This window comes from Xanthomonas sp. WHRI 10207, assembly GCF_040202975.1.
Taxonomy (GTDB): domain Bacteria; phylum Pseudomonadota; class Gammaproteobacteria; order Xanthomonadales; family Xanthomonadaceae; genus Xanthomonas.
Genome location: NZ_JBEGDX010000001.1, coordinates 932693 through 957813 on the forward strand (window position 1 = coordinate 932693; position 25121 = coordinate 957813).

Consider the following 25121-nt stretch of genomic DNA (forward strand, 5'->3'; position numbering starts at 1 on the left):
TTTCGTTCTTTGGGGAAGAGGAGTTATTCAGCGACTTGGTCGTTGAACGGATTGAGGAGCGCATCGGCAACCAGCGTTTGCTGTTCGACGATGTGGTCGGCCATGTGGCCGGCGGCAGGCGAGGGCGAACGGACACGGCCGGCGTAATGCAGGCTTTGACCGCCGGCCAGGCAGAAATTGAGGTGATGGCGGATCTGGTACCACGCACCCTGGTTCTGCGGCTCTTCCTGACACCACACCACGTCGGTGGCGTTGGCATAGGCCTTGAGTTCGGCGGCCAGCTGCGCACGCGGGAACGGATACAGCTGCTCCACGCGCAGGATCGCGACATCGTCCTGGCCGCGCTTGGTCTGGTCTTCGAGCAGGTCGTAATAGACCTTGCCCGAGCACAGCACCACGCGCTTGACCTTGCCGGCATCGGCTTTGGCATCGGGAATCAGATGCTGGAACTCGCCATCGGCCAATTCTTCCAGGCTCGACACCGCCAGCTTGTGACGTAGCAGCGACTTGGGCGTCATCACTACCAGCGGCTTGCGGGTAGTCATGCGCATCTGACGACGGATCATGTGGAAGCACTGCGCCGGTGTGGTCGGTACACAGACCAGCATGTTCTCCAGCGCGCACAGCTGCAGGAAACGCTCCAGACGCGCGGAGCTGTGCTCCGGGCCCTGGCCTTCGTAACCATGCGGCAGGAACAGCGACAGGCCCGCGATGCGGCCCCACTTGGCTTCACCGGCAGCGATGAACTGGTCGATCACCACCTGCGCGCCGTTGGCAAAGTCGCCGAACTGCGCTTCCCACACGCACAGCGCGTTCGGGTCGGTGGTGGAGTAGCCGTATTCGAAGCCCATCACCGCTTCTTCGCTGAGCAGCGAATCGATGATGGTGGCGTCTTCCGGGTTCTCGACCAGCTGACGCAGCGGCAGGTAGTAGTTGTCGTTCTTCTGGTCATGCAGGATCGCGTGACGGTGGAAGAACGTACCGCGACCGGCATCCTGGCCGACCAGACGCAGCTTGTGGCCTTCGGCCAGCAGCGTGGCGTACGCCAGGTTTTCGGCAAAGCCCCAGTCGCCTAGCTGATCGCCGGCGGCCATCTTGACGCGGTCGTCATAGATCTTGGCGACGCGGGCATGCAGCTCCACGCCTTCGGGAATGGTGGTGATCAACTTGGCCAGACGATCCAGCTGGTCGCGCTTGACGCGCGTATCCACCGGATCGGCAGCAGTGCCGACCAGGTACTTGGACCAATCGATGGCGAATTCGTCCGGCTTGCGCGTGGCCAGTTCGGTGGTGTATTCGCCCGAATCCAGCTTGTTGCGGTAGCCGTCCACCAGCGCCTTGGCCTCGTCGGCGCTCAGCACACCGTCGCTTTCCAGCTTGGTCGCATACAGCTCGCGGGTGGTCTTGTGCTTGCGGATGGTCTGGTACATCACCGGCTGGGTCGCTGCCGGTTCGTCGGCTTCGTTATGGCCCCAACGGCGGTAGCAGACCAGGTCGATGACCACGTCTTTCTTGAACTGCTGACGGAATTCGTAGGCCAACTTGGACACGAACATCACCGCGTCCGGGTCGTCGCCATTCACATGGAACACCGGCGCGCCGATCATCTTGGCCACGTCCGTGCAGTACAGCGTGGAGCGGGCATCGTCACGCGTACTGGTGGTGAAGCCGATCTGGTTGTTGATGACGATATGCACCGTGCCGCCGACCGCGAAACCGCGCGCCTGCGACATCTGGAACAGCTCCATCACCACGCCCTGGCCGGCGAATGCGGCATCGCCGTGGATCAGGATTGGCAGCACGGTCTTGCGTTCGGCATCGCCGAAGCGTTCCTGACGCGAACGCACGCTGCCGACCACGACCGGGTCGACGATTTCCAGGTGCGAGGGGTTGAACGCCAGCGCCAGATGCACCTGGTTGCTGTCGCCCACCGCGATATCGGCCGAGAAGCCCATGTGGTACTTGACGTCGCCGGTGTGCGCGCGGTCGTCGTGGGCATGCTCGAACTTGCCTTCGAACTCGTCGAACAGCTTGCGCGGGTTCTTGCCCAACGTATTGACCAACACGTTGAGGCGGCCGCGGTGAGCCATGCCGATCACGATGTCCTTGACCTGGTCCTTGCCGGACTGGTGGATGATCGCGTCCATCATCGGAATCAGCGCATCGCCGCCTTCCAGCGAGAAGCGCTTCTGGCCGACGTACTTGGTGTGCAGGTAGCGCTCCAGGCCTTCGGCGGCGGTGAGCCGCTCCAGCGTGCGCTTACGGCTGGCCGCATCGCCTGCGATCTTGCCGCCGGCATCTTCCAGGCGCTTGTAGATCCACTGGCGCTGGTCGAATTCCTGGATGTGCATGAATTCTGCGCCGATGCTGCTGGCGTAGGTCGCCTTCAGGCGGGCCAGCAGATCTTTCAGCTTCATCCGCGGCTGGCCACCGACACCGCCGGTGCTGAACTCGCTGTCCATGTCAGCCTGCGACAGGCTGTGGAAGGGCAGGTCCAGATCGGGCGGGTTGACCGGCGGGGTAAGCCCCAGCGGGTCGAGCTGCGCACCGAGGTGGCCGCGTGCACGGTAGGCGGTGATCAGACGGCCGACATTGCGCTCGCGCTCGTCGCTGGCGCCCGCGCCGGTACCGGCATTGGCGGCCTGTTTGGACGCGCTGAGAATGTGGGCAATGGCCGCCGAATGCGGTACATCACCGGCATCGCGACCTTGGAAGCCGTCGAAATAACTCTTCCACTTCGGATCGACACTGTCCGGGGCGACGAGGTACTGCTCGTACAGATCCTCGATATAGGCGGCGTTGCCGCCGGCGAGCTGCGATGACTGCGCGAACTGCTTTAGGAGATTATCCACGATGGTAAGTCGGGTCTGCTGTGGGGATGATTGTGCGGAAGCGGCAGGGCGAGTTGCCCTATCGGTCGGTCTCAAATCTCAAAAAATTATACCCCCTTGTGCTTGTGAGGGGGCGTCTGCGAGCTGACCGGCGGGGTAGACCAATTGGTCGGGCGCCTACGTGCGAGGGGCGTTGCGGTGTCAGATGCCAAGCGCGCGTGGTTCGTTCCAAAGCGCGCTGCGCTCCCATATCTGCGCGAATTCGCGCGTTAGCTGGCGGCTGCGCGCCGCACCGGACAGCCAGGTTTCGCCATCGTCGAAGCGGTGACCCGTTGGACGAAAGTAGTAGGCGTCGTCGCCGATCACATAGGCCGACGCATAGCTGGTATCTACCGGATCGCTGACCGCGCGGAACCGGAACACACTGGGCAGGCGCTGGGCCAAGCGCAACATCGCACTGCTGCTGGCGGCGGCGCTGGCAGTGTCCTGCACCAGCACCTGCACGCGTTTGTCGTGGCGGGCGGTGGCGAAACGGCGCAGTGCCTCGAGCACGGCAGCGTTGTCGAACAATTGCGGATCCAGCGCGCGGGTGTAGATCAGCACCTGCCGACGTGCGCTGCACAGCAGGCCGGTAGTGGCAGCCAGGGCCGCGGCGAGGTCGTCCACTGCCATCGGGCCGTCGAGCCGGCGATGCAGGGGCGTGCCGGGCACAACGCCGGCATCGGCGGTGCGCTCGTGAGGAGAATGCGGGGGGAGTTCGGGTAAAAAGCCGAGCCGTGCGAACACGGCCTCGGCGTTTGCGGTGACGCGGGCGTGCAGGCTGGGCCAGCCACGTTGAGTTGCGGCATCCACCGCTGCGGCGAGCAGCTGGTCCGACAGCCCGCGACGCCGCCAGTCCGGCAGCAGGCCGAGCCGGTCGATGCGGCGATCCGGCGTCACGCGTACCGAGCCGACCAGTTGGCCGTCATCGGTGCGCGCGGCCAAGTGCAGGCTGAGCGGGTCCAGCGCATCCCACTCGGCATCGTGGGCGTTGCCCGCGATGTCGGTCGTGCAGGCCTGCCGCAGCGCACGCAGGGCCGCGGCATCGGATGCCGGGTCGAGCGACACGGTTTGCGGCCTGCCGTGCGGGCTCATGCGCGCTCCGGGGTCTCGTCGTTGTTGCCGTCTTCGCCGATGTCCGAAGCGTCTGTGCTGCCATCTTCGCTCTGCGCGGTGTCGGCGATGTCGGCCGGGCTATCTGCGTCGTCCGCCACCGCTTCGACATCGGCGTCGGCATCGATGGCGTCGTCTGCGTCGGCGCTGTCGGCGTCGTCCTGAGTGTCGTCGTGGTCGGCCGACACGGTGAGCATGTGCGCCTGATCGTCGTCGATGTCTTCGTGCGCGTCGTCATGGGCGCGTTGGTAATGGCCTTGCGCCAGCAGCTCCAACACCACCTCGCGGCCGCGTGCGCTCAGCTGCGCGTAAAGCCCGCCATCGATTTCTTCGGCCGCTGCCAGACGCGCCGCGTCCTTGGCCGATAACGCAAATTCCAGGCCGCTGCAGAACAGCGTGGCGCCGCGCTTGGCACGCCGCCAGGCCAGCCGCGACCAGGGGTGGCGATACAGCACCACGCCTTCTTCCAGCGCCTGTTCGACCGCTTCGCGCGGGATCGGCTCGGGCGCCGGCACCACGTCGCCGGAGGCGCGATAGGTGGTCATGAAACGGCCGAACCAGTCGCCCAGGCGATCCGGGTCGTTCATGCGCAGCGCATTGAGCGCTTCGACCACGCGGTTCATCGCGGTGACGTCGATCTCGTACGGGTCGGCCGGCACCTTGAGGTCTTCGTCGTGATAGCGCACCGACTCGTCGGCATCGGCGATCAGGGTGTCCAGGTAATCGCCGATCAATTCGGCCGAGGACGGTGCGCGGGTGCCGATCGAGAAGGTCAGGCAGGCGTCTTCGGCCACGCCGTGATGCGGCACCAGCGGCGGCAGATACAACATGTCGCCCGGACCCAGCACCCAGTCGTGGGTCGGCTTGAACTCGCGCAGCAGCTTGATGTCGACGTCGTCGCGGAACGCCAGCGGCGTGGGCTTGCGGCCTTGCGAGGTGCGTGCGTCGATCTGCCAGCGGCGGTGGCCCTGGCCCTGCAGCAGGAACACGTCGTAATGGTCGACATGCGCGCCGACCGAGCCGCCGGTGGCAGCGAAGCTGATCATGATGTCGTCGATGCGCCAGCGCGGCAGAAAGCGGAACTGCTCCAGCAGTGCGCGCACGTCGGCGTCCCACTTGTCCACGTCCTGCACCAGCAGCGTCCAATCGTGATCAGGCAGGCCGGGGAAGTCGGTTTCCTGGAACGGGCCGGTACGCACGCTCCAGCCGTCGGTGGCGCGGTCGTGGCTGATCAGGCGTGCCAGCACGCCGTCTTCGCAGGCCAGGCCAGCCAGATCTTCCGGCTGCAGCGGCGAGGCGAAATCTGCGAAGGCATTGCGGATCAGCAGCGGGTGCTTGTGCCAGTAGGTGCGCAGAAAGCGCTCCACCGGCATGCCCAACGGCTGGCCTGGACGGGCCTGGACTTCGATGACGGGAGGGTTTGCCTTGCGTGCAGCCATGGGGAGTCCTTGCAGGTGTCGATGGAATACTGGGGCGCGGGCAGGGCCGGCGCAGATGTCCCATTGTCCGATGCCTGCGCCGGATCTGCACCTGCGCGCGGGGCTGGCAACAGGCAATGCTTCAGGGACGTGGTGGTTCGGTCTGCGCGCTGCCGGCGACTGCGCCTGGCTGGCGATCACGTCAAGACGTGCTGCAGCGGTGTTCGGGCGGTACAGCGTGCTTGCCGTGAAGCCTGATGGGGTGCGTGGACGGCTTCGCGGCCAGGGCCGCTCCTACAAAAGTAGGGCGCGCTGAGCCATTGGTGGTGAAAGCTACACGTTGCGGGTCTCGCCACGTTCACAGCTGCTTGCTGTGCGCGGCCCGGCAGGCTGCTGTTGCTGGCGATACCGCCATCGACTTGCGCTCTCGCTGTGCGGCCCGCAATACGTTTGCGCTGGCGACGCGCTGCGTTTTGCGATCGTACTTGGCGCCGCTAAGCCACGCGAGGTAGTGCTGTTGGCGGCGTGGCGGCCGTAAGTGCTGCAATCCAGGGCCGCGAATGGCATCGGGCCGCGAATGGCATCCGGGGTAGGAGCATTCGCGGCCCAAGCTGGCTGGCAAGAAAACCGAGTGCTCGGCACGCACGGCGCAGCATGCGTACGTCATTTGCAATCTTGCTGCCTTGCGAGGCGAAGGCTGCGCCAGCGCGCCGTCGCGGCCACCGAGTTACATCACCTTGTTGCCGCTCCCGCGATCCTCCAGCGTGGGCTTGCTGGATGGGTTGACCGTGTTGTCGTTGCCGGAAAAACGGACCTGCTTGACCTCGCGCGCCAGCACCAGATTCTTGTTGCCCTGGATGTCCACGCTGTCGACATTGGTCAGATTGAGCGTGTTGTCGTGGCCGGAGACGCTGAGCTGGCCGAGCTGTTTGTTGAGCACGGTGAAGTTGCTGCCTTCCACGCGGATGCTACGTGCATTGTCCAGATTCATCGCGCCGCGTGAGGCGGTGATGGTCACCGTGCCGCAGTTGCCATGCAGGATCCACTCGCTGTCGTCGCGGGTCAGGCGTACATCCTTGCCGTCGCAATCGGCGCCGCTGGCCGGGTCGGTCACGGTGGACGAGACGGCCGACAGCGCCTGGGCCGCAGGGCCGTCGGCGCCGCATCCGCTCAGTGCGGCGATGCTGGACAGGGCGAACAGCGACGCGATAGTCCGGGCTGCATGCATGGGTGATCCCTCGCTTGGATGAGGCCGGCACCATAGCAGCCGCATCGGGGAGCGCCGTTGACGCCGGCTCGACGCTTGGGCGTTGCCGACACACCCGGCGAAGCAGCCGTTCCGTCACGTCGGTCGACACGCCAGGATCTACCGCACCCGCCCAGGACCTATCGCACCCCGGCAATGGCCGCGCCCGTCTGGCGCGGCGCGGCCGATGGTGTTCTCGCCTAGGCCAGCGTTGAACGCCTTTTCCACGTGCTGTCGATCAGCAACCGAAGCACTCTTCACTACGCGCACGTGCTTGATCTTCAGCGTGGGAGGCCGCCGCATGTGGGCGAAATCCCGGGTTCATTCGTCACGCCTGGCGTTGTTGAGCGCTTTCTTAGATCGCGCGCGCCAGCTGCTCGGCCAGGCCGGTGTAGCCGCCCGGGGTGAGCGTACGCAGGCGCTGCTTGTCTTCTTCGGGCAGCTCCAGGCTTTCCACGAAGGCCTGCATCGAGGCGGCGGTGATGCCGTGGCCGCGCGTCAGTGCCTTCAATTGTTCGTACGGGTTGGGCAGGCCGTGGCGACGCATCACCGTCTGCACGGCTTCAGCCAGTACTTCCCAGGCGGCGTCCAGATCGGCATCCAGGCGCTGCGGATTGACGGTCAGCTTGCCCAGGCCCTTGGCCAGCGAATCCAGCGCCACTTGGGTGTGACCGAACGCGGTGCCCAGTGCACGCAGGACGGTGGAATCGGTGAGGTCGCGCTGCCAGCGGCTGATCGGCAGCTTGGCGGAAAAGTGCTCGAACAACGCATTGGCCACGCCGAAATTGCCTTCGGCATTTTCAAAGTCGATCGGGTTGACCTTGTGCGGCATCGTGGACGAGCCGACTTCGCCTTCTTTCAACTTTTGCTTGAAATACCCCAGCGAGATGTAACCCCAGATATCGCGCGACAGGTCGATCAGGATGGTGTTGGCGCGACGCGTGGCGTCGCCGATTTCGGCCACGTTGTCATGCGGCTCGATCTGGGTGGTGTAGGGGTTGAACACCAGGCCCAGGCTCTCCACAAACCGCTGCGCAAACGCAGCCCAGTCCAGTTGCGGGTACGACACCAGATGCGCGTTGTAGTTGCCGACCGCGCCGTTGATCTTGCCGGTGAGTTCCACCGCGGCGATCTGCTTGCGCTGGCGCTCCAGGCGCGCGACCACGTTGGCGATTTCCTTGCCCAGCGTGGTGGGCGAGGCGGTCTGGCCGTGCGTGCGCGACAGCATCGGTTGTGCGGCCTGCGCATGCGCCAGTGCGCGCAGCGAGGCGGTGATGCCGTCCAGCGTGGGCAGCAGCACGTCGCGGCGCGCCTGCTCCAGCATCAAGCCGTAGCTGAGGTTGTTGATGTCTTCGCTGGTGCAGGCGAAGTGCACGAACTCCAGTGCCGGGCCCAGTTCGGCATCGTCCTTGAGCTGTTCCTTGATGAAGTACTCCACCGCCTTGACGTCATGGTTGGTGGTGCGTTCGATCTCCTTCACCCGCCCGGCATGGGTCACGCTGAAGTCGTCGGCCAGCGCACGCAGACGCTGGCTGGCGGCGGCCGAAAATGGCGCCAGCTCGGCGATGCCCGGCTCGGCGGCCAGGGCCAGCAGCCATTCGATCTCGACCTTGACCCGTGCCCGGATCAGGCCGTATTCGGAAAAGATCGGACGCAGCGCATCCACCTTGGAGGCGTAGCGGCCGTCGAGCGGGGACAGGGCGAGCAGGGCGGAATCCGACATGGGGAGGGCACTGGGAAGCTGGCGGGGCCGGTATTCTACGCCGCCCCGACGCCCGCTTCGCCCACCGGCCGCACCGTCACCGCCTGGATGCGGTGGCCGGCCATGCGCCGAACGGTCAGCGCGTGGCCGTCCAGTTCCAGGGTTTCGCCTTCTTCGGGCAGCCGCTGCAGCTGATGCACGATCAGCCCACCGACCGAATTGACATGGTCCGGGGCGCTCAGATCCTGGCCCAGCAAGCGTTCCAGCCGGAAGATCGAGGTGCTGCCGGCCACCAGCAGCGAGCCGTCCTGGCTGCGGACCGGGGCGTCGCGCACCACGTGACGGTGCTCGTCCTCGATCTCGCCGACCACCACTTCCAGCAGGTCCTCCAGGGTGAAGAAGCCCAGGATGCGGCCTTCGTCCTCCACGCACAGCGCCAGATGGGTGGTGCCGCTGCGGAACTGCTCCAGCGCGCTGGGAATGGGGGTTTCCAGAGACAGCAGGGTGGGTGGGCGCAGCAACGGACGCAGGTCGTCCAGGTCCTGGCCGCGTGCCATCGCCACCAGCAGATCCTTGGTATGCAGGATGCCCAGCACCTGTTCGCCATCGACGTCGAACCAGGGGTAGCGGCTGTAGCGCGACTCGCTGAACTCGGCCAGCACCGCTTCCAGGTTCATGCCCTCGCGCAGGCTGCGCATGTGCTCGCGGGGGCGCATCAGGTCGCCGGCCACCAGATCCGGCAGTTCCAGCGCATGGCTCATCAGCGCCAGCCCATGGTCGGCGGTAGGCGCGTTGGGGTCCTGGCGGCCGACGATCAGCTTGAGTTCTTCGCGCGAATAGCGGTGCGACTGGTGCTCCACATCGCCCCAGCCCAGCAGGCGCAGCAGCCGGTTGGCGCTGGTATTGAGCACCCAGATTGCCGGGTACATGGCCCAGTAAAAAACGTACAACGGCGCGGCGGTCCACAACGACATGCGCTCCGGGCGCCGGATCGCCATGGTTTTCGGGGCCAGTTCGCCCAGCACGATGTGCAGGAACGAAATCAGGCTGAAGGCAATTGCCAAGGCGGTGAACTGCGCAGCGTCTTCGGACATGCCCAGCACATCGAACAACGGCTGCAGCAGATGCGCGAATGCAGGTTCGCCGACCCAGCCCAATCCCAGCGATGCCAGGGTGATGCCTAGCTGGCATGCCGACAGATACGCATCCAGATGCGCGTGCACCCCCAGCAGCAGACGCCCGCGCCAGCCATGGGTCTGGGCCAGCCCCACCGCCTGGGTGTGCCGCAGTTTGACCAGGGCGAATTCGGCAGCAACGAAAAAGCCGTTCAACAGCACCAGAAACAGCGCGACGATCAACAGCATCACATTACCGAGCATGTTCGCCTCCGCGCGGTGCAGGGGCGGCGGATGGATGCATCAACGCAGGCGTGTGCGTAGTGGTGCGGGGTGCATCGAAGCAGAACGCGGGCAGTGCGTTTCTACAGTCAGGGTCGTCGCCCATGGCGGCGTGGTACCTCGTATGGATCAATGCTGAGTCTAGTCCACGCACTGCGATGACATCGTTGCAACGCTGCCAGCGAGTATCGTAATGACCCTCGTCAGCGTGGGTGCGCCCGCTGCCAGCCATTGCGTCACCACAATCCAACACTGTGCGGAGAAGGCAGATGAGCGAACGTTTCAGGACCGAACACGACAGCATGGGCGAATTGCAGGTGCCCGCCGATGCATTGTGGGGCGCGCAGACCCAGCGTGCCGTGCAGAATTTTCCGATATCCGGCCAGCCGATGCCACGCGGTTTCATCCGCGCGCTGGGCTTGATCAAGGCCGCCGCCGCCGGTGTCAATGCCGAGCTCGGGCTGCTGCCAAAGTCGATCAGCAAGACCGTGCAGGCCGCGGCATTGCAGGTGGCCGACGGCACCCATGACGCGCAGTTTCCGATCGATGTGTACCAGACCGGCTCGGGCACCTCGTCCAACATGAATGCCAACGAGGTGATTGCCACGCTGGCCACGCGCGCCGGCAAGGACGCGGTGCATCCCAACGATCACGTCAATCTCGGGCAGAGTTCCAACGATGTGGTGCCCACCGCGATCCGTGTGTCGGCGTTGCTTGCGGTGCAGGAACACCTGCAGCCAGCGCTCAAGCATCTGCGCAAGACCATCGACAAGCGCGCCAGGTCGCTGGACAAGATCGTCAAGACCGGTCGCACGCATTTGATGGATGCGATGCCGCTGACGTTCGGGCAGGAATTTGGGGCCTGGTCTGCGCAATTGAGTTCGGCGCAAGACCGGCTCGACGATGCGCTCAAGCGGCTGCGCCGCCTGCCGCTGGGCGGCACCGCGATCGGGACCGGCATCAACGCCGACCCACGCTTCGGCGGCAAGGTGGCCAAGGCCCTGTCGAGCCTGAGTGGCGCCAAGTTCGAGAGCGCGGAAAACAAGTTCGAAGGTCTGGCCGCGCAGGATGATGCGGTGGAATTGTCCGGCCAGCTCAACGCGCTGGCGGTGGCGCTGATCAAGATCGCCAATGATCTGCGCTGGATGAATGCCGGCCCGTTGGCGGGCCTGGGCGAGATCGAATTGCCGGCGCTGCAACCGGGCAGCTCGATCATGCCGGGCAAGGTCAACCCGGTGATTCCTGAGGCGACCGTGATGGCCTGCGCGCAGGTCATCGGCCACCACACTGCGATCACCGTGGCGGGGCAGACCGGCAACTTCCAATTGAACGTGACGCTGCCGTTGATCGCCTACAATCTGCTGGATTCGATCACCTTGCTGGGCAATGTGTCGCGTCTGTTGGCCGATACCGCCATTGCCGGATTGAAGGTGCGTCAGGACCGCGTGCGCGAGGCGCTGGACCGCAATCCGATTCTGGTGACTGCACTCAACCCGATCATCGGTTACGAGAAAGCCGCAGCGATCGCCAAGCGCGCCTACAAGGAGCAGCGCCCGGTGCTGGAGGTAGCCCTGGAAGACAGTGGGCTCAGCGAAGCGGACCTGCGCCGTTTGCTGGATCCTGCTGCACTGACGCGTGGTGGCATCCAGGCCGGCAGCAGTGGCGGCGGTGGCTGATCACCGCAATGTGCGTGTGTGCGTAGGAGCGCACCTGGGCGCGATGGGGCGTTGTCGATAAAGCCCCGTCGCGCTCGGGCGCGCTCCTATCCTGGGTTCTAGCATTCCGTTCTCGCGAATCAGCGTTTCCGCGCGGCTTCGCCAATACTCAGTGCCGCTCGGCCTGCACGTTGCCGAAGCTCTCGCGATACGGCTGCAGCGACGGGATTTCATCCAGCAATTCGCCGCTGAGCGTTTGGATCTCCGGCGTGGCGGTCAGCTTGATCGACTTGTACTCCGTGTCCGCGCCAGCGGCGTTGACGGCCTGCTGGCGCAGCATCTGCAGATGCCCGAACAGCAACTGCAACTTGGCGCGGGTCGGCTCCTTCTGCGGTAGCGCGATGTCATCGATTTTGAGCGTGCCATCGGGCGTGATTTCCGCATTGGCAGCCGGCGGGCGGCGGATCATCACCGATTGGGTGGTGATGGCAACGCGCGGCTTGCCACGTTCGGCACGACGGGACGACTGGTCGCCACAGGCGGCAAGGGTGCACAGCAGCAGCGCCATGCAGAGCATCACGAACTTGTTCATGGGGTCAATCTGTCGTGGGAAGCGTCTAGTGTAATCCGCGCCCACGCTGTCGATCAGCGCGGCGGCCAGCTGGACCGGCTGACAAAATGTCGCAGGTCCCGCCTCCGCGCCATGGCGTGCGCCCAAAAACCGCATGGTCCCGCGCGCCTTTGGGTTGCTGACAGCCGCTGCGCTTGTCGGCGACGACGCAGCTGCTGTGGCCCCCGTCATTTTTTACGGCAATCGTCGACGTCGTGCTGGGTGAGGGTGGAGTAAGGCGCAAACGCCGGCACCAGCTGCACGGCGGCGTCCTGGGCGGTGCGTAGCTTGCCCAACTGGTCGCAGATGCGCAGGGCGTTTTGCTTGAAGGCTTCGCCGTCGGCCTGGATCTTGTCACCCATCTTCTCCACGTTGCCACTGAGCACACCCTTGAGCGCTTCACCGGCCGCATGGGCACCGAATGCGGCGCCTTGGGTGCCGATATCGATGCCCTTGTTGGCCACCGCCTGCACCTGCGCGTAATAACCGCGCATTGCCTGGCGCTGTGCATCGTTTAGGGCCACCGGCTTGCCCCCGATGCTGAGCGTGCCATCCATGCCGATGGTGGCAGCAGGCAAGGTGTCGCGTTTGAGGGTCAGGCTCTTGCCATCGAACGTCACGCCGCTGCCCTGGATGTGCGCGGAGCCGTCGACGGCGACCTCTGGCTTGCCGCAGCCAACCAGCAGCGCACCGACCAGCACCGCAGAGAGAAATGATTTCATCAGCAGTCCCCTTCGAATCGTGGATGAAGTGATCAGCGCTCGGCCGGCACGCGCGTGGTGCCCGCGACGTCCTTGACATTGATATCGCCGCTGCCCTTGCGCGCAACGCTCACATCGCCGCTCACCTTGCGCACGTTGAGCGCGCCGGAATTGATCGCCTCGACGGTGATGTTTCCCCGCACGTCGTTGAGCTCCATATCGCCGGACCCGATCGTGCCGACCTTGATGCTGCCGGCCACGTCGCGCAGCGTGACGTCGCCCGAGCCCACCTTGCCGATCTCCGCCGCGCCATGGATCTGCTTGGCCTTCAGATCGCCTGAGCCCACAGCCAGCACGCGGAGCGTGCCGATGTCTTCCAGTTCGACATCGCCCGAGCCCACCTTGACGGTGACACGCCCCTTGCTCTTGCGAATCGCCACATCGCCGGAACCGACATCGGCACTCACCGCAGCGGCGCCGGTGATGTCGGCATCGCCGGAGCCCACATCCAACTGCACCAGTAAGTTACTCGGCACGCTGCCGTGCAGGTCCAGATACGAATAGTTTTCGCCGACGGACATACGCAGCAGGCGGTCGTCCGTCAGCGTCACCACCAGCCGGTCGCCCACCCGCTTCTGGGTGACCGTCAGGCCCTTGAGTACGTCGGCCTTGGCTGCACAGGCGCGGCCGTGCAGACGACCGCCATTGCCGGGCAATGCTTCCAGATGCAGGTCGCTGGAACCGACCTCGAACAACACCGATTTCACTCCCGCCAGCTGCAGTTCCAGGCTGCGTGGCTCGGAGAATTTGCACTGCTCCTCGGCCACTGCGGTGCCGGGCAATGCGAACAGGATGGCCAGGGTCAAAGGCAGGCGCATGGGGTGTCCTCAGGCTTCGGAGCGCCGACGGCGCAGATAGATGGAAGCGGCGATCAGCGCGATGCCGATGGCGGCACCGATCCAGATGTCCGGGTCGCCATAAACACGCGAACTGTCGGTGTGCTGCAAGGCCCATTGCACCAGGTCGCTGGGGTTTTGCAGCGCACTGCTGTCCAGGTTGCCGCTGACGGCAAGCGGCGACCACGTACCAGGCAAGGCGCTGAGCAGGCCGCGATAGCCGACCACGTACCAGATCCCGCCGATCGGCAGCGACACGCCCGGCATCGCCGACAGGATGCTCAACATCACGCAGGCCAGCAGTGGGAACAGCGCCGCCCACAGGAACGGCTTGCTGCCGGCCCACGCCGAGCAGAACATCAGCCAGCCGACGGTCGGCAGCGACCACAACAGGCTCATCGGCACGGTCTTCAACAGCAGCCACAACAATGCGAACGGGTGCGAGTGAGTAGCCAACGCCCAGGGGCTGGGCACGCCTGCGATCGAGGCGCCAACGATGGCGATCAACCATAACGCCAGGCCGACCACCGTACCGATCACGATGGAAATCAGCGGCGCCAGCAGCAAGGCCCAGGCGGCCTTGGACAATACGGTCTGTACGTCGGAGACCGGCAACGACTTCCAGAACAGCACGCTGCGGTCGCGGCGATCGTCGTAGAGGCTGCCAAGCGCATAGAAGAACACCACGAACGCCAGGACCACCGAGGCGATGCCGACGCCGCCGAGCAGCAGTCCATCGCCGACCTGACCCAGGGTGCGCGTGTATTCGGCCAGATCGTCCATCCGGATGCTGTCGCCGGTCATGTTGCGGCGCGCACTGATCGCACCGATCACCGCGCCCAGCAGCGCAAAGAACACCGCGATGCCGCCGGTGATCACCTGCGCCCAGACGAAGCCGCCACGGTGTTCCCAGTATTCGCGTTTGAGTAGCCAGCCGAAGGTACGGGCAGGCGATGCGTGGTTGGTCATGGCATTCATGCGTAGGTCCCCTTCATGACGGCAACAAACAGGTCGGCCAGGCCGGGATTGCGGGTTTCGCCGAAGCGGGCGAGCTGATCCTTGGGCACGCCATCGAACAGCATCACGGTCTTGCCGAAGGGCAGGGCGCGTTCGTCGATCGGGGTCAGGGCGCGCGCAGTCTCCAGGTGTTCGGCACCGACCAGCACTTCGGTGTAGCGCTGCGCCACGTCTTCCATGTCGGCGGTGAGCACGATGCGGCCGTCGCGGATGAACATCACATCGGTGAGGATGTGTTCGATCTCTTCGACCTGGTGGGTAGTGACGATGATGGTCTTCTGCTCGTCGAAGTAATCCTCCAGCAAACGCTGGTAGAACTGCTTGCGATACAGGATGTCCAGGCCCAGCGTGGGCTCGTCCAGCACCAGAATGCGCGCGTCGATGGCCATCACCAGCGCCAGATGCAGCTGCACGATCATGCCCTTGGACAATTCGCGGACCCGCGATTTGCGATTGAGCTGGGTGTTGGCCAAAAAACGCTCGCACTTGGCGCGATCGAAGCGCGGATGCACCCCCGCCACGAAGTCGATCGCTTCGCCCACCCGTAGCCAGCGTGGCAACACCGCCACGTCGGCGATAAAGCAGACTTCGTTCATCAGCGCGTTGCGCTCGGTGCGCGGGTCCATGCCCAGCACCTTCAAGTCGCCGTCGAAGTCGGTCAGCCCTAGCACGGCCTTGAGCGCGGTGGTCTTGCCGGCGCCGTTGGGGCCGATCAATCCGACGATGCGGCCGGCGGCGATGGTGAAGCTGGTGTTGTCCAGCGCCAGCCGATGTTTGTAGGTCTTGCGTAGCCCACGTGCGTCGACGACATGGTCGGTGGAGACGGCGGTCATGGTGTTTTCCCCTGTGGCAACAGATCGTCGATGGACAGGCCCAGGCGCTGGATGCGTTCCAGCACCGCCGGCCATTCTTCATTCAAGAAGCGGTCGCGTTCGCTTCCGCGCAGCTTCTGTGCAGCTTCCGGGGTCATGAACATGCCCAGGCCGCGGCGTTTTTCCACCAGGTTCTCGTCGGCCAACTCCTGGTAGGCGCGCGAGACGGTGATGGGATTGAGTTGATAGTCCGCCGCGACCTGGCGCACCGAAGGCAGTGCGTCGCCAGGTTTGAGGATTCCATCGAGCATCATGGCAATGACCCGTTCCTTGAGTTGGCGGTAGATGGGAGCGCCGTCGCTCCATTGGATGTCGTTCATGATCAGCTCCGTGGGCGCAGAACCTGCGCGAAGGAGAAATAGGGCATCGACAGCGAAGCGCGCAGGTGCCGGCCAGGCCGGGTGCGCTCCTCGGGGGGAGTTGTCGCGTTTTCCGTAACCGCCTCCGACACGCCATAATCGGCGCCGGACTCCGTGACCTGACTGGAAGCGGCTCCCAGCCAACCAATGGCAAACAGGGTGCTGCCGAACAGCAACAGCGGAACTGGTCGCGTGACACGTGTGCTGTTCATGCTTTCCCCCTGCGTTGGATGACTGGTGTTGTATTCAACTATAACACCGACACGCAGGCAGTCAACTGTCTGTCATACCCAACTGATGGCACCCCACGCAGACCGGGGTGCCAAATCACCTTCGAGGAACTTCCAATGCTGCTGAAACGTCTATTGGTCGTTGTATTCGCTGGCTTTTTTGCAAGCTCGGCAATGGCCGCTGGGGCGCCGCTGCTGGATCTGGAGTACCGCCCGTTGGCCGGCAAAGCGCCAATCAACCTGAACCGGAGTTACGGCGGCAAGGTAGTGATGGTGGTCAATACCGCCAGCAAATGCGGCTACACACCGCAGTACGAAGGTCTGGAAGCACTCAACCAGCGCTTCGCCAGCCGCGGGTTTGCGGTGCTGGGCTTTCCATCCAACGATTTCCAGGGACAGGAACCCGGATCTGAGAGGCAGATCCAGGAATTCTGCACGCTGACCTATGGCGTCAAGTTCCCGATGTTTGAGAAGGTGCACGTGCTGGGCAAAGAAGCGACGCCGCTGTATCAGCGCTTGACGCAGGCAACGGGCGTGGCGCCGGGTTGGAACTTCCACAAGTATTTGATTGCACGCGACGGGCGCGTGGTAGCGCAGTTCCCCAGCAAGATCAAACCGGACGATCCGAGCGTGCTCGCAGCGATCGAGCGCGAGCTCACTGCGCCGTCGCGCTGAGCGCGGCTCTCGCAACGCCGCGTGCGCATGCGACAATGCGTGTTCAGCGCCGTCGGTGGCGTGTCTTTTCACTTTCGGGAAGTGCATCGAATGAAGATGGGAAAGCGCGGCGCGGCGGCGTCGCTACTGATGGTGGCAATGACGGCTTCGATGCCGGCGATGTCGCAGCAACCGGCCGCAGCGGCCACCAAGGAGAAGCCAGTTTTGAATGCATCGTCTGAGAAAAGCACGCGCGACAACGTCAGCTACGCCATCGGTATGGATGTAGCGCGCTCGTTCGAGCCGATTGCCCAGGACATCGATCTGAGCGCGATGCAACGCGCTATCGAAAATGCATTCAAGGGTGGCAAGCCGCTGTTGTCCGATGAGCAGACTCAGGCGACCGATACCGCATTGCGCACCGCGCTGGCTGCCCGCAATGGTCAGCAGGTGCCGGGCATGGCGCCAGGCTCCGCGCCGGCCACCCCGTCCAAGGAAAATGTCGGTTTGATGCTGGGCGACCGTGCGGTTGGTCCGTCGCTCGCCGGCATCAAGGACGAGATCGATCTGTCGACGCTGATGGAAGCGGTGCGTACCGTGTTCTCCAAGGGCACCACGCGTCTGACCCAGCAGGAAGCGGCCGCCACCATGCAGGCCTTCGCCTCTGCCAAGCAGGGCGCTGCCGGCGCCAAGAATCGCGAAGACGGCAATGCCTTCCTCGCCAAGAATAAAACCGAGAAAGGCGTGATCACCACCGCGTCCGGCCTGCAGTACATGGTGCTGCGCCAGGGCAGCGGCGAGCGCCCGATGCGGACCAACAAGGTGCGTGTGAACTACGAAGGCAAGCTGCTCGACGGGCAGGTCTTCGACAGTTCGTACCAGCGCGGCCAGCCGGCCGAGTTTGGTCTGGATCAAGTCATTCCCGGTTGGACCGAGGGCGTCGCATTGATGCCGGTCGGTTCGAAATATCGTTTCTGGATTCCATCCAACTTGGCCTATGGCCCGAACGGCACGCAAGGGGGGCCGATCGGACCGGACGCAACGTTGACGTTCGATGTCGAACTGATGGGTATCCTTCCCTGATCCCCCACAGGAGTACCCCCACCCATGCGAGTTGCGATCTTTGGTACCGGCTATGTTGGTCTTGTCACCGGTACCTGTCTGGCGGAAGTAGGTCATCACGTTATCTGCGTGGATATCGACCAGGCGAAAGTTGATGGTCTCAATCGTGGGGTGATTCCCATCTACGAACCCGGCTTGGAGCCGATGGTGAAAGCCAACCACGCCTCTGGCCGGTTGCGCTTCACCAGCGACGCCGCCGAGGCGATTGCGCACGGCGAAATCACCTTTATCGCCGTGGGCACGCCGCCGGACGAAGATGGCAGTGCCGACCTGCAGTACGTGCTGGCGGTTGCGCGCACTGTCGGTCGCCATATCGACGGCCCGTCGGTCGTGGTCAATAAATCCACGGTGCCGGTCGGGACCGCCGACAAGGTGCGCGCGGCGATCCAGGAAGAGCTGGACGCACGTGGCGTGGACCACGAATTCGATGTGGTTTCCAACCCCGAGTTCCTGAAGGAAGGCGATGCGGTGGCCGACTGCATGCGTCCGGACCGGATCGTGATCGGCGCCAAGAAGCCGGCTGCGATCGCACGCATGCGTCGTCTGTATGCCCCGTTCAATCGCAACCGCGATCGCATCGTGGAAATGGACGTGCGCTCGGCCGAGCTCACCAAGTACGCGGCCAACGCGATGCTGGCGACCAAGATCAGTTTCATGAACGAGATCGCCAATATTGCCGAGCGTGTCGGTGCGGACGTCGAGCACGTGCGTAACGGGATCGGCTCCGATCCGCGCATTGGCTGGCACTTCATCTATCCCGGTGCCGGTTACGGCGGCTCGTGCTTCCCCAAGGACGTGCAGGCACTTGCCAAGACGGCAGAGCAGTACGGCATGCAGCCGACCCTGCTCAACGCGGTGGAAAGCGTCAACAACGCGCAGAAGGGTCATCTGTTCGAACTGGTGCAGCGTCATTACGGTGGCGAAGGCGGCAGCATCGCCGGCAAGACCTTCGCGGTGTGGGGCCTGGCGTTCAAGCCCAATACCGACGACATGCGTGCGGCTTCCAGCCGTCGTCTGATGGCGCAGTTGTGGGAAGCCGGTGCCACCGTGCGTGCCTACGACCCGGAAGCCACGCACGAGGCCAAGCGCATCTTCGGCGAGCGCGACGACCTGACCTTCTGCGACGAAGCCTTTGCTGCACTGGAAGGCGCCGACGCACTGGTTGTTGTCACCGAGTGGAAGCAGTTCCGTAGCCCGGATTTCGGCAAGATCAAGCAGGCATTGAAGGACGACGTCGTGTTCGACGGACGCAACCTGTATGACCCGCAGGAAATCGAAGCCGCCGGTCTTGCTTACTACGCCATCGGACGAGGCCGTTCGTTGCATGCATGAGCAACTCTCGCCGCGCGACCAGGAACTGGACGCGCGGTTGGTGGAACTGGAAACGCGCCTCTCCTTCCAGGAGCTGGCGCTCAATGAACTGAGTGAAGCACTTGCGGACGCCCGTTTGACGGGTGCCCGCAATGCTGAGCTGATCCGCCACCTGCTCGAGGATCTGGGCAAGGTGCGCTCCACGTTGTTTGCCGATGCAGCGGACGAACCGCCGCCTCCGCACTATTGATTGCAGATTGCCACCGCCATGAGCGATACCTTACGTGACCAGTTGCTTGGCCTGGGCTTCAAGTCCGCCCCCAAGCCCGAACGCAAACCCGACGCACGGCCTGCCGCGCGTCACCATGGCAACGGTGGCAAGCCCGCACCCGGCGGCAACAGGCCGGGTGGCCAGGGCAGGGGACCGCAGCGGCCACACGCCGCTGCGGCGACCGATGCAACCAGCGAACGCAAAAGCGATGGCAGGCCCGACCGGCGCCACGATGGCAAGCCGGCAGCGTCGCCACGCCCCCAACATTCCAATGCCGAACGACGTGGCCCCAGGCCGGCGCGTACGCGCGAGGACATCGACCTGGCCAAGGCCTATGCGATCCGTGCGCAGCGCGAAAAAGACGAGCGCATCGAAGCCGAGCGCCTAAAGCAGGAAGAAGCACGCCTGCGTCGCGAAGCCAAGGCCAAGCTCGAGGAGCTGCTCAAGGACAAGGGCTTGAACCATGCCGATGCCGACATCGCGCGGCATTTCCCGTATGGCGGCAAGATCAAACGCATCTACGTCACCGCCGATCAGCTCAAGGCACTCAATGCCGGCGAGCTGGGCGTGCTGCAACTCAATGGGCGCTATCTGCTGGTGACGGCCGAGGTGCTCGCCGAGGCCGAATCCGTGTTCGCACCGTCGCTCGCCCTGAAGGTGGACCCGAATGCGCCGGCAGGCGACGACCCGTACGCCGATCCCCAATATCAAGTGCCCGACGATCTGGTCTGGTAACACCGCAATCCACTTGTGGTTTGAAAAATCGGACACCTTTCGGGTGCCCCTGTGTTGAGTGCGACCAAGTTGCTGCAGTGTGACGAAATGAGCACAGCTGATATCTGATCGCATACACGACATCGTCGTCGCGACGCATGGCGCGGTCACCGATCTGCCTGCGGCTGCGTTCCCACTGAGCGGTCGCTCATAAATTTGCCCGGCAATATGGCCTGGCACCGCTTTTCAGGAATCAGGATGATGCGCGCGCAGATAGGGAACGGTTATTTCGCACATATCGACGGCTTACGTGCGCTGGCCGTGCTGTCGGTCATCGCCTACCACCTGGACGCGACCTGGTTGCCCGGTGGCTTCACCGGTGTCGACATCTTCTTCGTTATCTCCGGGTTTGTGGTCAGCGCCTCGGTCGATCGGCTGCCTCGCGTGTCGGTTGCGGCAGAACTTGTCCGCTTCTATGCGCGTCGCTTGCGGCGTATCGCGCCCGCGCTGCTGGCATGTCTGGTGACCACTGCGCTGTTCTCGATGGTGTTCATCCCCGAGTCGTGGCTAAGCGAATCCAGCACCAAGACCGGGATCATGGCCCTGTTCGGTTTGAGCAACTGGGTGCTTGCCAGCGTGGGGCAGGATTATTTTTCGCCGCGCGCAGAGTTCAATCCGTACACGCAAACATGGTCGCTCGGCGTCGAAGAGCAGTTCTATCTGCTGTTTCCGTGGATGTTTCTGGCGTGGATGCGCGGCGGTGCAGGGCGCTTCTGGTCGCTGGGCGTGTTCGCGCTCGCCAGTGCGGCCTCGCTCGGGTACGCGTGGCAGCGCACGCATGTGCCGGGGCATGAAGTCACATCGTTTTATCTGACGACTGCGCGTTTCTGGCAACTGGGTGCGGGCGTGCTGTTGTATCAAGGCATGACACTTCTCGGGCGCCGCGAAGGACGCCATCTGTTTGCCACCGGCATCGCGATGCCGGCTGCACTGCGCACGCTGCTGTTGGTGCTGGCGTTGGCCAGCATCGGAAATGGCTTGTGGAATGCGCGCCCCGGCCATTCGCCGTGGAGCGACGGGCTTTGGCCGGTGCTGGGCACGCTGGCCTTGCTGGCGTTGTTGCATCGACACGCCGACGGCTGGGCGGGGCGCGTCCTGTCCGCCAGGCCAATGGTGGCGATCGGCCGCATCTCGTATTCGCTGTATCTGTGGCACTGGCCGGTTCTGGTGCTGTTGCGGTGGACCGTCGGGTTGGAATCGGCCAGCGCCAAACTTGCGGCGCTAGCCTTGACGTTCGCATGTGCGGTGGCGTCGTATCGTTGGGTGGAGTTGCCGTGGCGCACACGTCGTCTGAGCGGTCGCTCGAACATGCGCGTTGTGGCGATCGGCATCGGCGCGCTGGTGCTGGCCGCTGGCGTGCAATCGCTGCTGATCAAGTCCGCGCCGTACGCCTCGTGGAGTGTGGTCAGCAGGCATCCGCAGGATTGGTATGCCTATGCCCGTGGCCTGCGCAAGGAATTTCCGGACTGCCGCCTGCTGGCGAGCAATGCATTGGTCAACGGGCAGCCGGTGCGGATTTTCGCGCGCGGGCAGTGCACGCGACCGGCTAAGACGGGACGGCAGGTCTTTGTGATAGGCGATTCGCATGCGCTGGCCTACAACGAAATGCTGCGACGCTTTCCAGTGGTCGAAGGTGGCAGCGTCCGCATATACGGGGTCGCCGGTTGTTCGGTCGCTTCGATGCAACCTGGCGTGAAAGTGCCCGGGTGCGAGGAGTTCGTGCACGCCGCGCTGGAAGATGTGATCGCCAACGTACATCCTGGCGATGTGCTGTTTCTGCCAGGGTTGCGTGTGCCGCGTCTGGCCGAGCAGGACGCCCTGTTCGATCTGGATGCCAATGTCGCTACGTTGCAGAGCGAACAGGCGCAACGCGAGCGTGATGCGAGTGTTGCCGCAACCATCGCTCTGCTGGCGCCGGTGCAGGCGCGGGGCGTGCGGATCGTGTTCGAGGCGCCCAAGCCTGTGCTCAGGGCACCGCCGTACCGATGCTCGGATTGGTTCAATCGCCACAACGCGGTATGCGCCAACGGCATGCAGATTGAGCGAGCCGTCATGGAGCGGTACCGCGCGCCGGCACTGGACGGTGTGCATCGCATTGCCGCAGCGCTGGGCGGCGCCAGTGTCTGGGACCCGCTGCCACTGCTGTGCGATGCGCAGACGTGCGCGCCGACCCGGCATGGCCGACCGCTGTTCTTCGATGCAGACCACCTGAGCGGCTACGGCAATCGTGTGCTGCTGCCCAGCTTCGCTGCGCATCTGCGTGGCTTACCGGAGCAGGCGCCAACGCACTAACCGGATCAGGCAGCGATAGACAGGCCGGTCACGGAAGGCACGGCACCATGTACGCCGTTGCCGGTCGACGCAGTCGGGCATAAGGTCAGCTGCGTTGTCGCTCACTTCCTGCCGATGGTGCCGCATATGTCCATGTCTCCAAACTCCTCGCAAGCTCGCGCCATTTTGCAGGCGTCGTTGATGCCCGCTGCTGCGTTCAACGTTTTGCGCCTGCAGGCAGGGCGACACCTGGCATTGGCCGGAGCGGTGTTGGCGCTATGCCTGACCAGTGCGCAGGCATTTGCGCAGTCGGAAGACGCCCCGGCGTTCGACCGTCCTGGTATCCCGTTCGCTGCCGAAGTGCTGCAGCCTGGCGCGTTCGCCTGGGAGCAGGGCTTGCCGGATGCCAGTACCGATCGTGCCGATGGTCAGCGCACGACGCTGTACACCGCCGACACGGTGCTGCGTCTTGGGGTATCCGAGCATGTGGAGCTGCAACTGGGCAGCGACAGTTACAACTGGCAGCACGGTGGTGATGCGCGCACGCACGGCGGTGGCGACAGCCATGTCGGGTTGAAGGTCGCCTTGCCGTCGCGATCGGAGAGTTTCCATTGGGCGGCACTGGGCACCTATCACGTGCCGACCGGCAGCCCTGCCTTCAGCGATGGCTATTCGCGCGAGCTCGGGGTGACTGCATCGTGGGATCTTTCGCAGCAGCGCGCGCTGGCGTTGTACGTCAATTACGCACGCGATAACGACGGGCACACCTGGACGTTTTCGCCCAACTACACGTTTTTTTCGGGCGAGCATTTCAGCAGTTATGTGGAAGCTGGCCTGGATACCGGCAGCGAGCATTCGCGTGTGGCGGGCGCCGGCGGTGCCTGGCAACTGCCGCACGCAATGCAGCTGGATGTTTCGGTGCTGCGCGGGCTGACCTCGGAAAGCCCGGATTGGCAGGGCGGAATCGGCTTGTCGATCGCGTTTCAGTAACAGGTCAATAGCAGCCCGGACACGCGTGCGACAGCGAGGCGCGAGCTCTGGCGTTGTGGCGCCCTCCATGGGCCTTGCTGGGGCAATGGCCGGTCGCTTGGATTTCAGACGCTTGCGTGACCGCAGCAGATCGCTTGGCTGCACGTTACGGCGGTCTGTCAGACGTGTGGGTGATCAATCGACGTGCGTGGAGCGGGGCGGGCGCACGGCAACGCGCGTGCCATCCACAGATCGTAACGGCACGCCGCGGCCCACAGATCGTAACGGCACGCCGCGGCCCACAGATCGTAACGGCACGCCGCGGCGTCCAGAAGCTGCAGTAAGCTGTTTATCTCGACCGATGCGGCTCTGTGCCAATGACCGCCACAGTTGCGCCGCTGGATTTTGTTCCGCTCATGCTGCACTGCCGCATGCATTGAATGGCGGGAAAAGGCTTAATTGGATCGATCCAATTCCAGTCCATTACATGCGCGTTTTTCACTCAGCGGGTCTCAGCGCTTGACGCGTCCCAAGCAGGCCTCGGCTGCGCCGGCGGCTGGCGAAGTACGTCTGGCGCGGCGTGGCGCGGTGACGCTGCGCGACATCGCAGGCGCAATCGGCGTCTCGCGCGCAACCGTGTCGCTGGTGCTGCGCGGCAGCCCGCTGGTGCATGCCAGCACGCGCGCGCGGGTGGAAGCCGAGCTGGATCGGCAAAACTACGTCTACAACCGGGCCGCGGCCAATCTGCGCCAGCGCACCTCGTCCAGCATCGCGCTGGTCATCAATGATCTGTCCAACCCGTTTTTCGCGGAGTTTGCAGCTGGCGTCGACGAAGCGTTGGGTGCGGCCGGCTACGTCACGCTGCTGGGCAGTACCGGGGAGTCCACACAGCGGCAGCAGGCGGTGTTGACTTCGTTGATGGAGCACACGCCGGCCGGGATCATCCTGTCGCCGGCCGAGGGCAGCCAGGCGCAGGCGCTGGCGCAGGTGCTGGGCCGCCAGCGCAATGTGGTGCTGTTCAATCGCGAGGTGGAAGGCGCTGGCTGGGACCTGTTGGCGCTGGACAACGAACAGGGCGCGTTTCTGGCCTGCACGCATCTGATTGAACAAGGTCATCGGCACATCGTGTTTTTCGGCGGGCATGCCGAATCCAGCTCGTGCCGGCAGCGCCGCGCCGGTTATACGCGGGCGATGTCCGGCGAGGGTCTGGCTCTGCAGTATGTCGAGTCGGCACCCAATCGTCAGGACGCCGCACTGTGTGGCACGCGCATGCTCGACAACGCCGACCAGGCCGCGACCGCGGCGGTTTGCTACAACGACAGCGTTGCGCTTGGCCTGATGGCCGCGCTGGCGATGCATGGGATCGTTCCGGGCCGCGACTTCGCGGTGACTGGCTTCGACGATATTGCCGAAGCTGCGTTGTTTACCCCGGCGTTGACCACGCTGGCGGCCGATCCACGTGCGCGCGGCCGGCAAGCGGCGCAGCTGGTGCTGCAGCGCATCGGCAGCCCGGACCTGGCGTCGCAGCGGCTGACCGCTGCAGTGGCGCTGAAGGTCCGCGCGAGTAGCGCCTGCGCGCCCTCACACCTCTCTGTGTCTTCGCAACATCCCTTAAGCGATTCTCCCGCCCATTCCCCCACCAAGGCCTCAGGCCGCTGACCAG

The 25121-nt window shown here is 64.4% G+C and carries 21 protein-coding genes and 1 pseudogene; 9 read left to right on the top strand and 13 right to left on the bottom strand.

Annotation, left to right across the window (positions count from 1 at the left end):
- Window positions 1-23 precede the first annotated feature (23 nt).
- The 6 genes from ABQU90_RS04155 to ABQU90_RS04180 all read right to left on the bottom strand — a co-directional run bounded on the left by ABQU90_RS04155 (window position 24) and on the right by ABQU90_RS04180 (window position 9728).
- Window positions 24-2852: a 2-oxoglutarate dehydrogenase E1 component gene (locus ABQU90_RS04155; protein WP_430544355.1), complete on the bottom strand. Its 2829-nt coding sequence runs from the start codon at window positions 2850-2852 to the stop codon at window positions 24-26.
- A gap of 180 nt (window positions 2853-3032) precedes the next feature.
- Entirely contained in the window at window positions 3033-3965 is a 933-nt protein-coding gene (locus tag ABQU90_RS04160; protein WP_323522069.1) for a GNAT family N-acetyltransferase, read from the bottom strand.
- Window positions 3962-5422 carry a ribosomal protein uL16 3-hydroxylase gene (locus tag ABQU90_RS04165; protein WP_407078738.1) on the bottom strand — a complete coding sequence of 487 codons (1461 nt, stop codon included), beginning with the start codon at window positions 5420-5422 and terminating at the stop codon, window positions 3962-3964. Before ABQU90_RS04165 ends, ABQU90_RS04160 begins: the two co-directional genes overlap by 4 nt.
- Before the next feature lie 706 nt (window positions 5423-6128).
- Window positions 6129-6629, bottom strand: a complete 501-nt coding sequence (locus tag ABQU90_RS04170; RefSeq protein ID WP_323522070.1) for a DUF3060 domain-containing protein — start codon at window positions 6627-6629, stop codon at window positions 6129-6131.
- A 373-nt stretch (window positions 6630-7002) separates the two neighbouring features.
- Window positions 7003-8370 carry an adenylosuccinate lyase gene (purB, locus tag ABQU90_RS04175; RefSeq protein WP_115553442.1) on the bottom strand — a complete coding sequence of 456 codons (1368 nt, stop codon included), beginning with the start codon at window positions 8368-8370 and terminating at the stop codon, window positions 7003-7005.
- 35 nt (window positions 8371-8405) lie between these two features.
- Window positions 8406-9728 carry a hemolysin family protein gene (locus tag ABQU90_RS04180; protein WP_323522071.1) on the bottom strand — a complete coding sequence of 441 codons (1323 nt, stop codon included), beginning with the start codon at window positions 9726-9728 and terminating at the stop codon, window positions 8406-8408.
- Window positions 9729-10015: 287 nt separating this feature from the next.
- On the opposite strand from ABQU90_RS04180, the gene ABQU90_RS04185 reads away from it, so the two are divergent.
- Entirely contained in the window at window positions 10016-11422 is a 1407-nt protein-coding gene (locus tag ABQU90_RS04185; RefSeq protein WP_055844840.1) for a class II fumarate hydratase, read from the top strand.
- Window positions 11423-11570: 148 nt separating this feature from the next.
- Here the strand turns inward: ABQU90_RS04185 and ABQU90_RS04190 are convergent, their stop codons facing one another.
- From ABQU90_RS04190 to ABQU90_RS04220, 7 genes are all read right to left on the bottom strand, one after another.
- Window positions 11571-11993, bottom strand: coding sequence for a hypothetical protein (locus ABQU90_RS04190; RefSeq protein ID WP_323522072.1), 423 nt, complete (start codon window positions 11991-11993; stop codon window positions 11571-11573).
- Window positions 11994-12199: 206 nt separating this feature from the next.
- Window positions 12200-12733: a DUF2884 family protein gene (locus ABQU90_RS04195; RefSeq protein ID WP_323522073.1), complete on the bottom strand. Its 534-nt coding sequence runs from the start codon at window positions 12731-12733 to the stop codon at window positions 12200-12202.
- Between the two features lie 32 nt (window positions 12734-12765).
- Window positions 12766-13590, bottom strand: coding sequence for a DUF4097 family beta strand repeat-containing protein (locus ABQU90_RS04200; RefSeq protein WP_323522074.1), 825 nt, complete (start codon window positions 13588-13590; stop codon window positions 12766-12768).
- Window positions 13591-13599: 9 nt separating this feature from the next.
- Complete coding sequence (locus ABQU90_RS04205) at window positions 13600-14586, bottom strand: ABC transporter permease (protein WP_323522075.1); 987 nt, start codon at window positions 14584-14586, stop codon at window positions 13600-13602.
- Complete coding sequence (locus ABQU90_RS04210) at window positions 14583-15458, bottom strand: ABC transporter ATP-binding protein (RefSeq protein WP_115527501.1); 876 nt, start codon at window positions 15456-15458, stop codon at window positions 14583-14585. Before ABQU90_RS04210 ends, ABQU90_RS04205 begins: the two co-directional genes overlap by 4 nt.
- A complete protein-coding gene (locus ABQU90_RS04215) occupies window positions 15455-15817 on the bottom strand; it encodes a GntR family transcriptional regulator (RefSeq protein ID WP_005988451.1) in 363 nt (120 codons plus the stop codon). Before ABQU90_RS04215 ends, ABQU90_RS04210 begins: the two co-directional genes overlap by 4 nt.
- A gap of 2 nt (window positions 15818-15819) precedes the next feature.
- Window positions 15820-16068, bottom strand: a complete 249-nt coding sequence (locus tag ABQU90_RS04220) for a hypothetical protein (RefSeq protein WP_055844822.1) — start codon at window positions 16066-16068, stop codon at window positions 15820-15822.
- 135 nt (window positions 16069-16203) lie between these two features.
- Here ABQU90_RS04220 and ABQU90_RS04225 point away from each other — a divergent pair, with 135 nt between their 5' ends.
- The 8 genes and pseudogenes from ABQU90_RS04225 to ABQU90_RS04260 all read left to right on the top strand — a co-directional run.
- A complete protein-coding gene (locus tag ABQU90_RS04225) occupies window positions 16204-16761 on the top strand; it encodes a glutathione peroxidase (RefSeq protein WP_323522076.1) in 558 nt (185 codons plus the stop codon).
- 90 nt (window positions 16762-16851) lie between these two features.
- On the top strand, window positions 16852-17823 hold the full coding sequence (locus tag ABQU90_RS04230) for an FKBP-type peptidyl-prolyl cis-trans isomerase (protein ID WP_323514078.1): 972 nt from the start codon (window positions 16852-16854) through the stop codon (window positions 17821-17823).
- Between the two features lie 24 nt (window positions 17824-17847).
- Window positions 17848-19194, top strand: a complete 1347-nt coding sequence (locus ABQU90_RS04235) for a UDP-glucose dehydrogenase family protein (protein ID WP_055844814.1) — start codon at window positions 17848-17850, stop codon at window positions 19192-19194.
- Complete coding sequence (locus ABQU90_RS04240) at window positions 19187-19423, top strand: SlyX family protein (protein WP_323522077.1); 237 nt, start codon at window positions 19187-19189, stop codon at window positions 19421-19423. The genes ABQU90_RS04235 and ABQU90_RS04240 overlap by 8 nt, the downstream gene beginning before the upstream one ends.
- An 18-nt stretch (window positions 19424-19441) precedes the next feature.
- On the top strand, window positions 19442-20179 hold the full coding sequence (locus ABQU90_RS04245; protein ID WP_323522078.1) for a DUF2058 domain-containing protein: 738 nt from the start codon (window positions 19442-19444) through the stop codon (window positions 20177-20179).
- Between the two features lie 240 nt (window positions 20180-20419).
- Window positions 20420-22510 (top strand): acyltransferase family protein, encoded by a 2091-nt coding sequence (locus ABQU90_RS04250; RefSeq protein ID WP_323522079.1) that lies wholly within the window; start codon window positions 20420-20422, stop codon window positions 22508-22510.
- 180 nt (window positions 22511-22690) lie between these two features.
- Window positions 22691-23479, top strand: coding sequence for a transporter (locus ABQU90_RS04255; protein WP_407078755.1), 789 nt, complete (start codon window positions 22691-22693; stop codon window positions 23477-23479).
- A gap of 546 nt (window positions 23480-24025) precedes the next feature.
- A pseudogene (locus ABQU90_RS04260) lies at window positions 24026-25117 on the top strand (LacI family DNA-binding transcriptional regulator); the annotation flags it as partial.
- Between the last annotated feature and the right edge of the window lie 4 nt (window positions 25118-25121).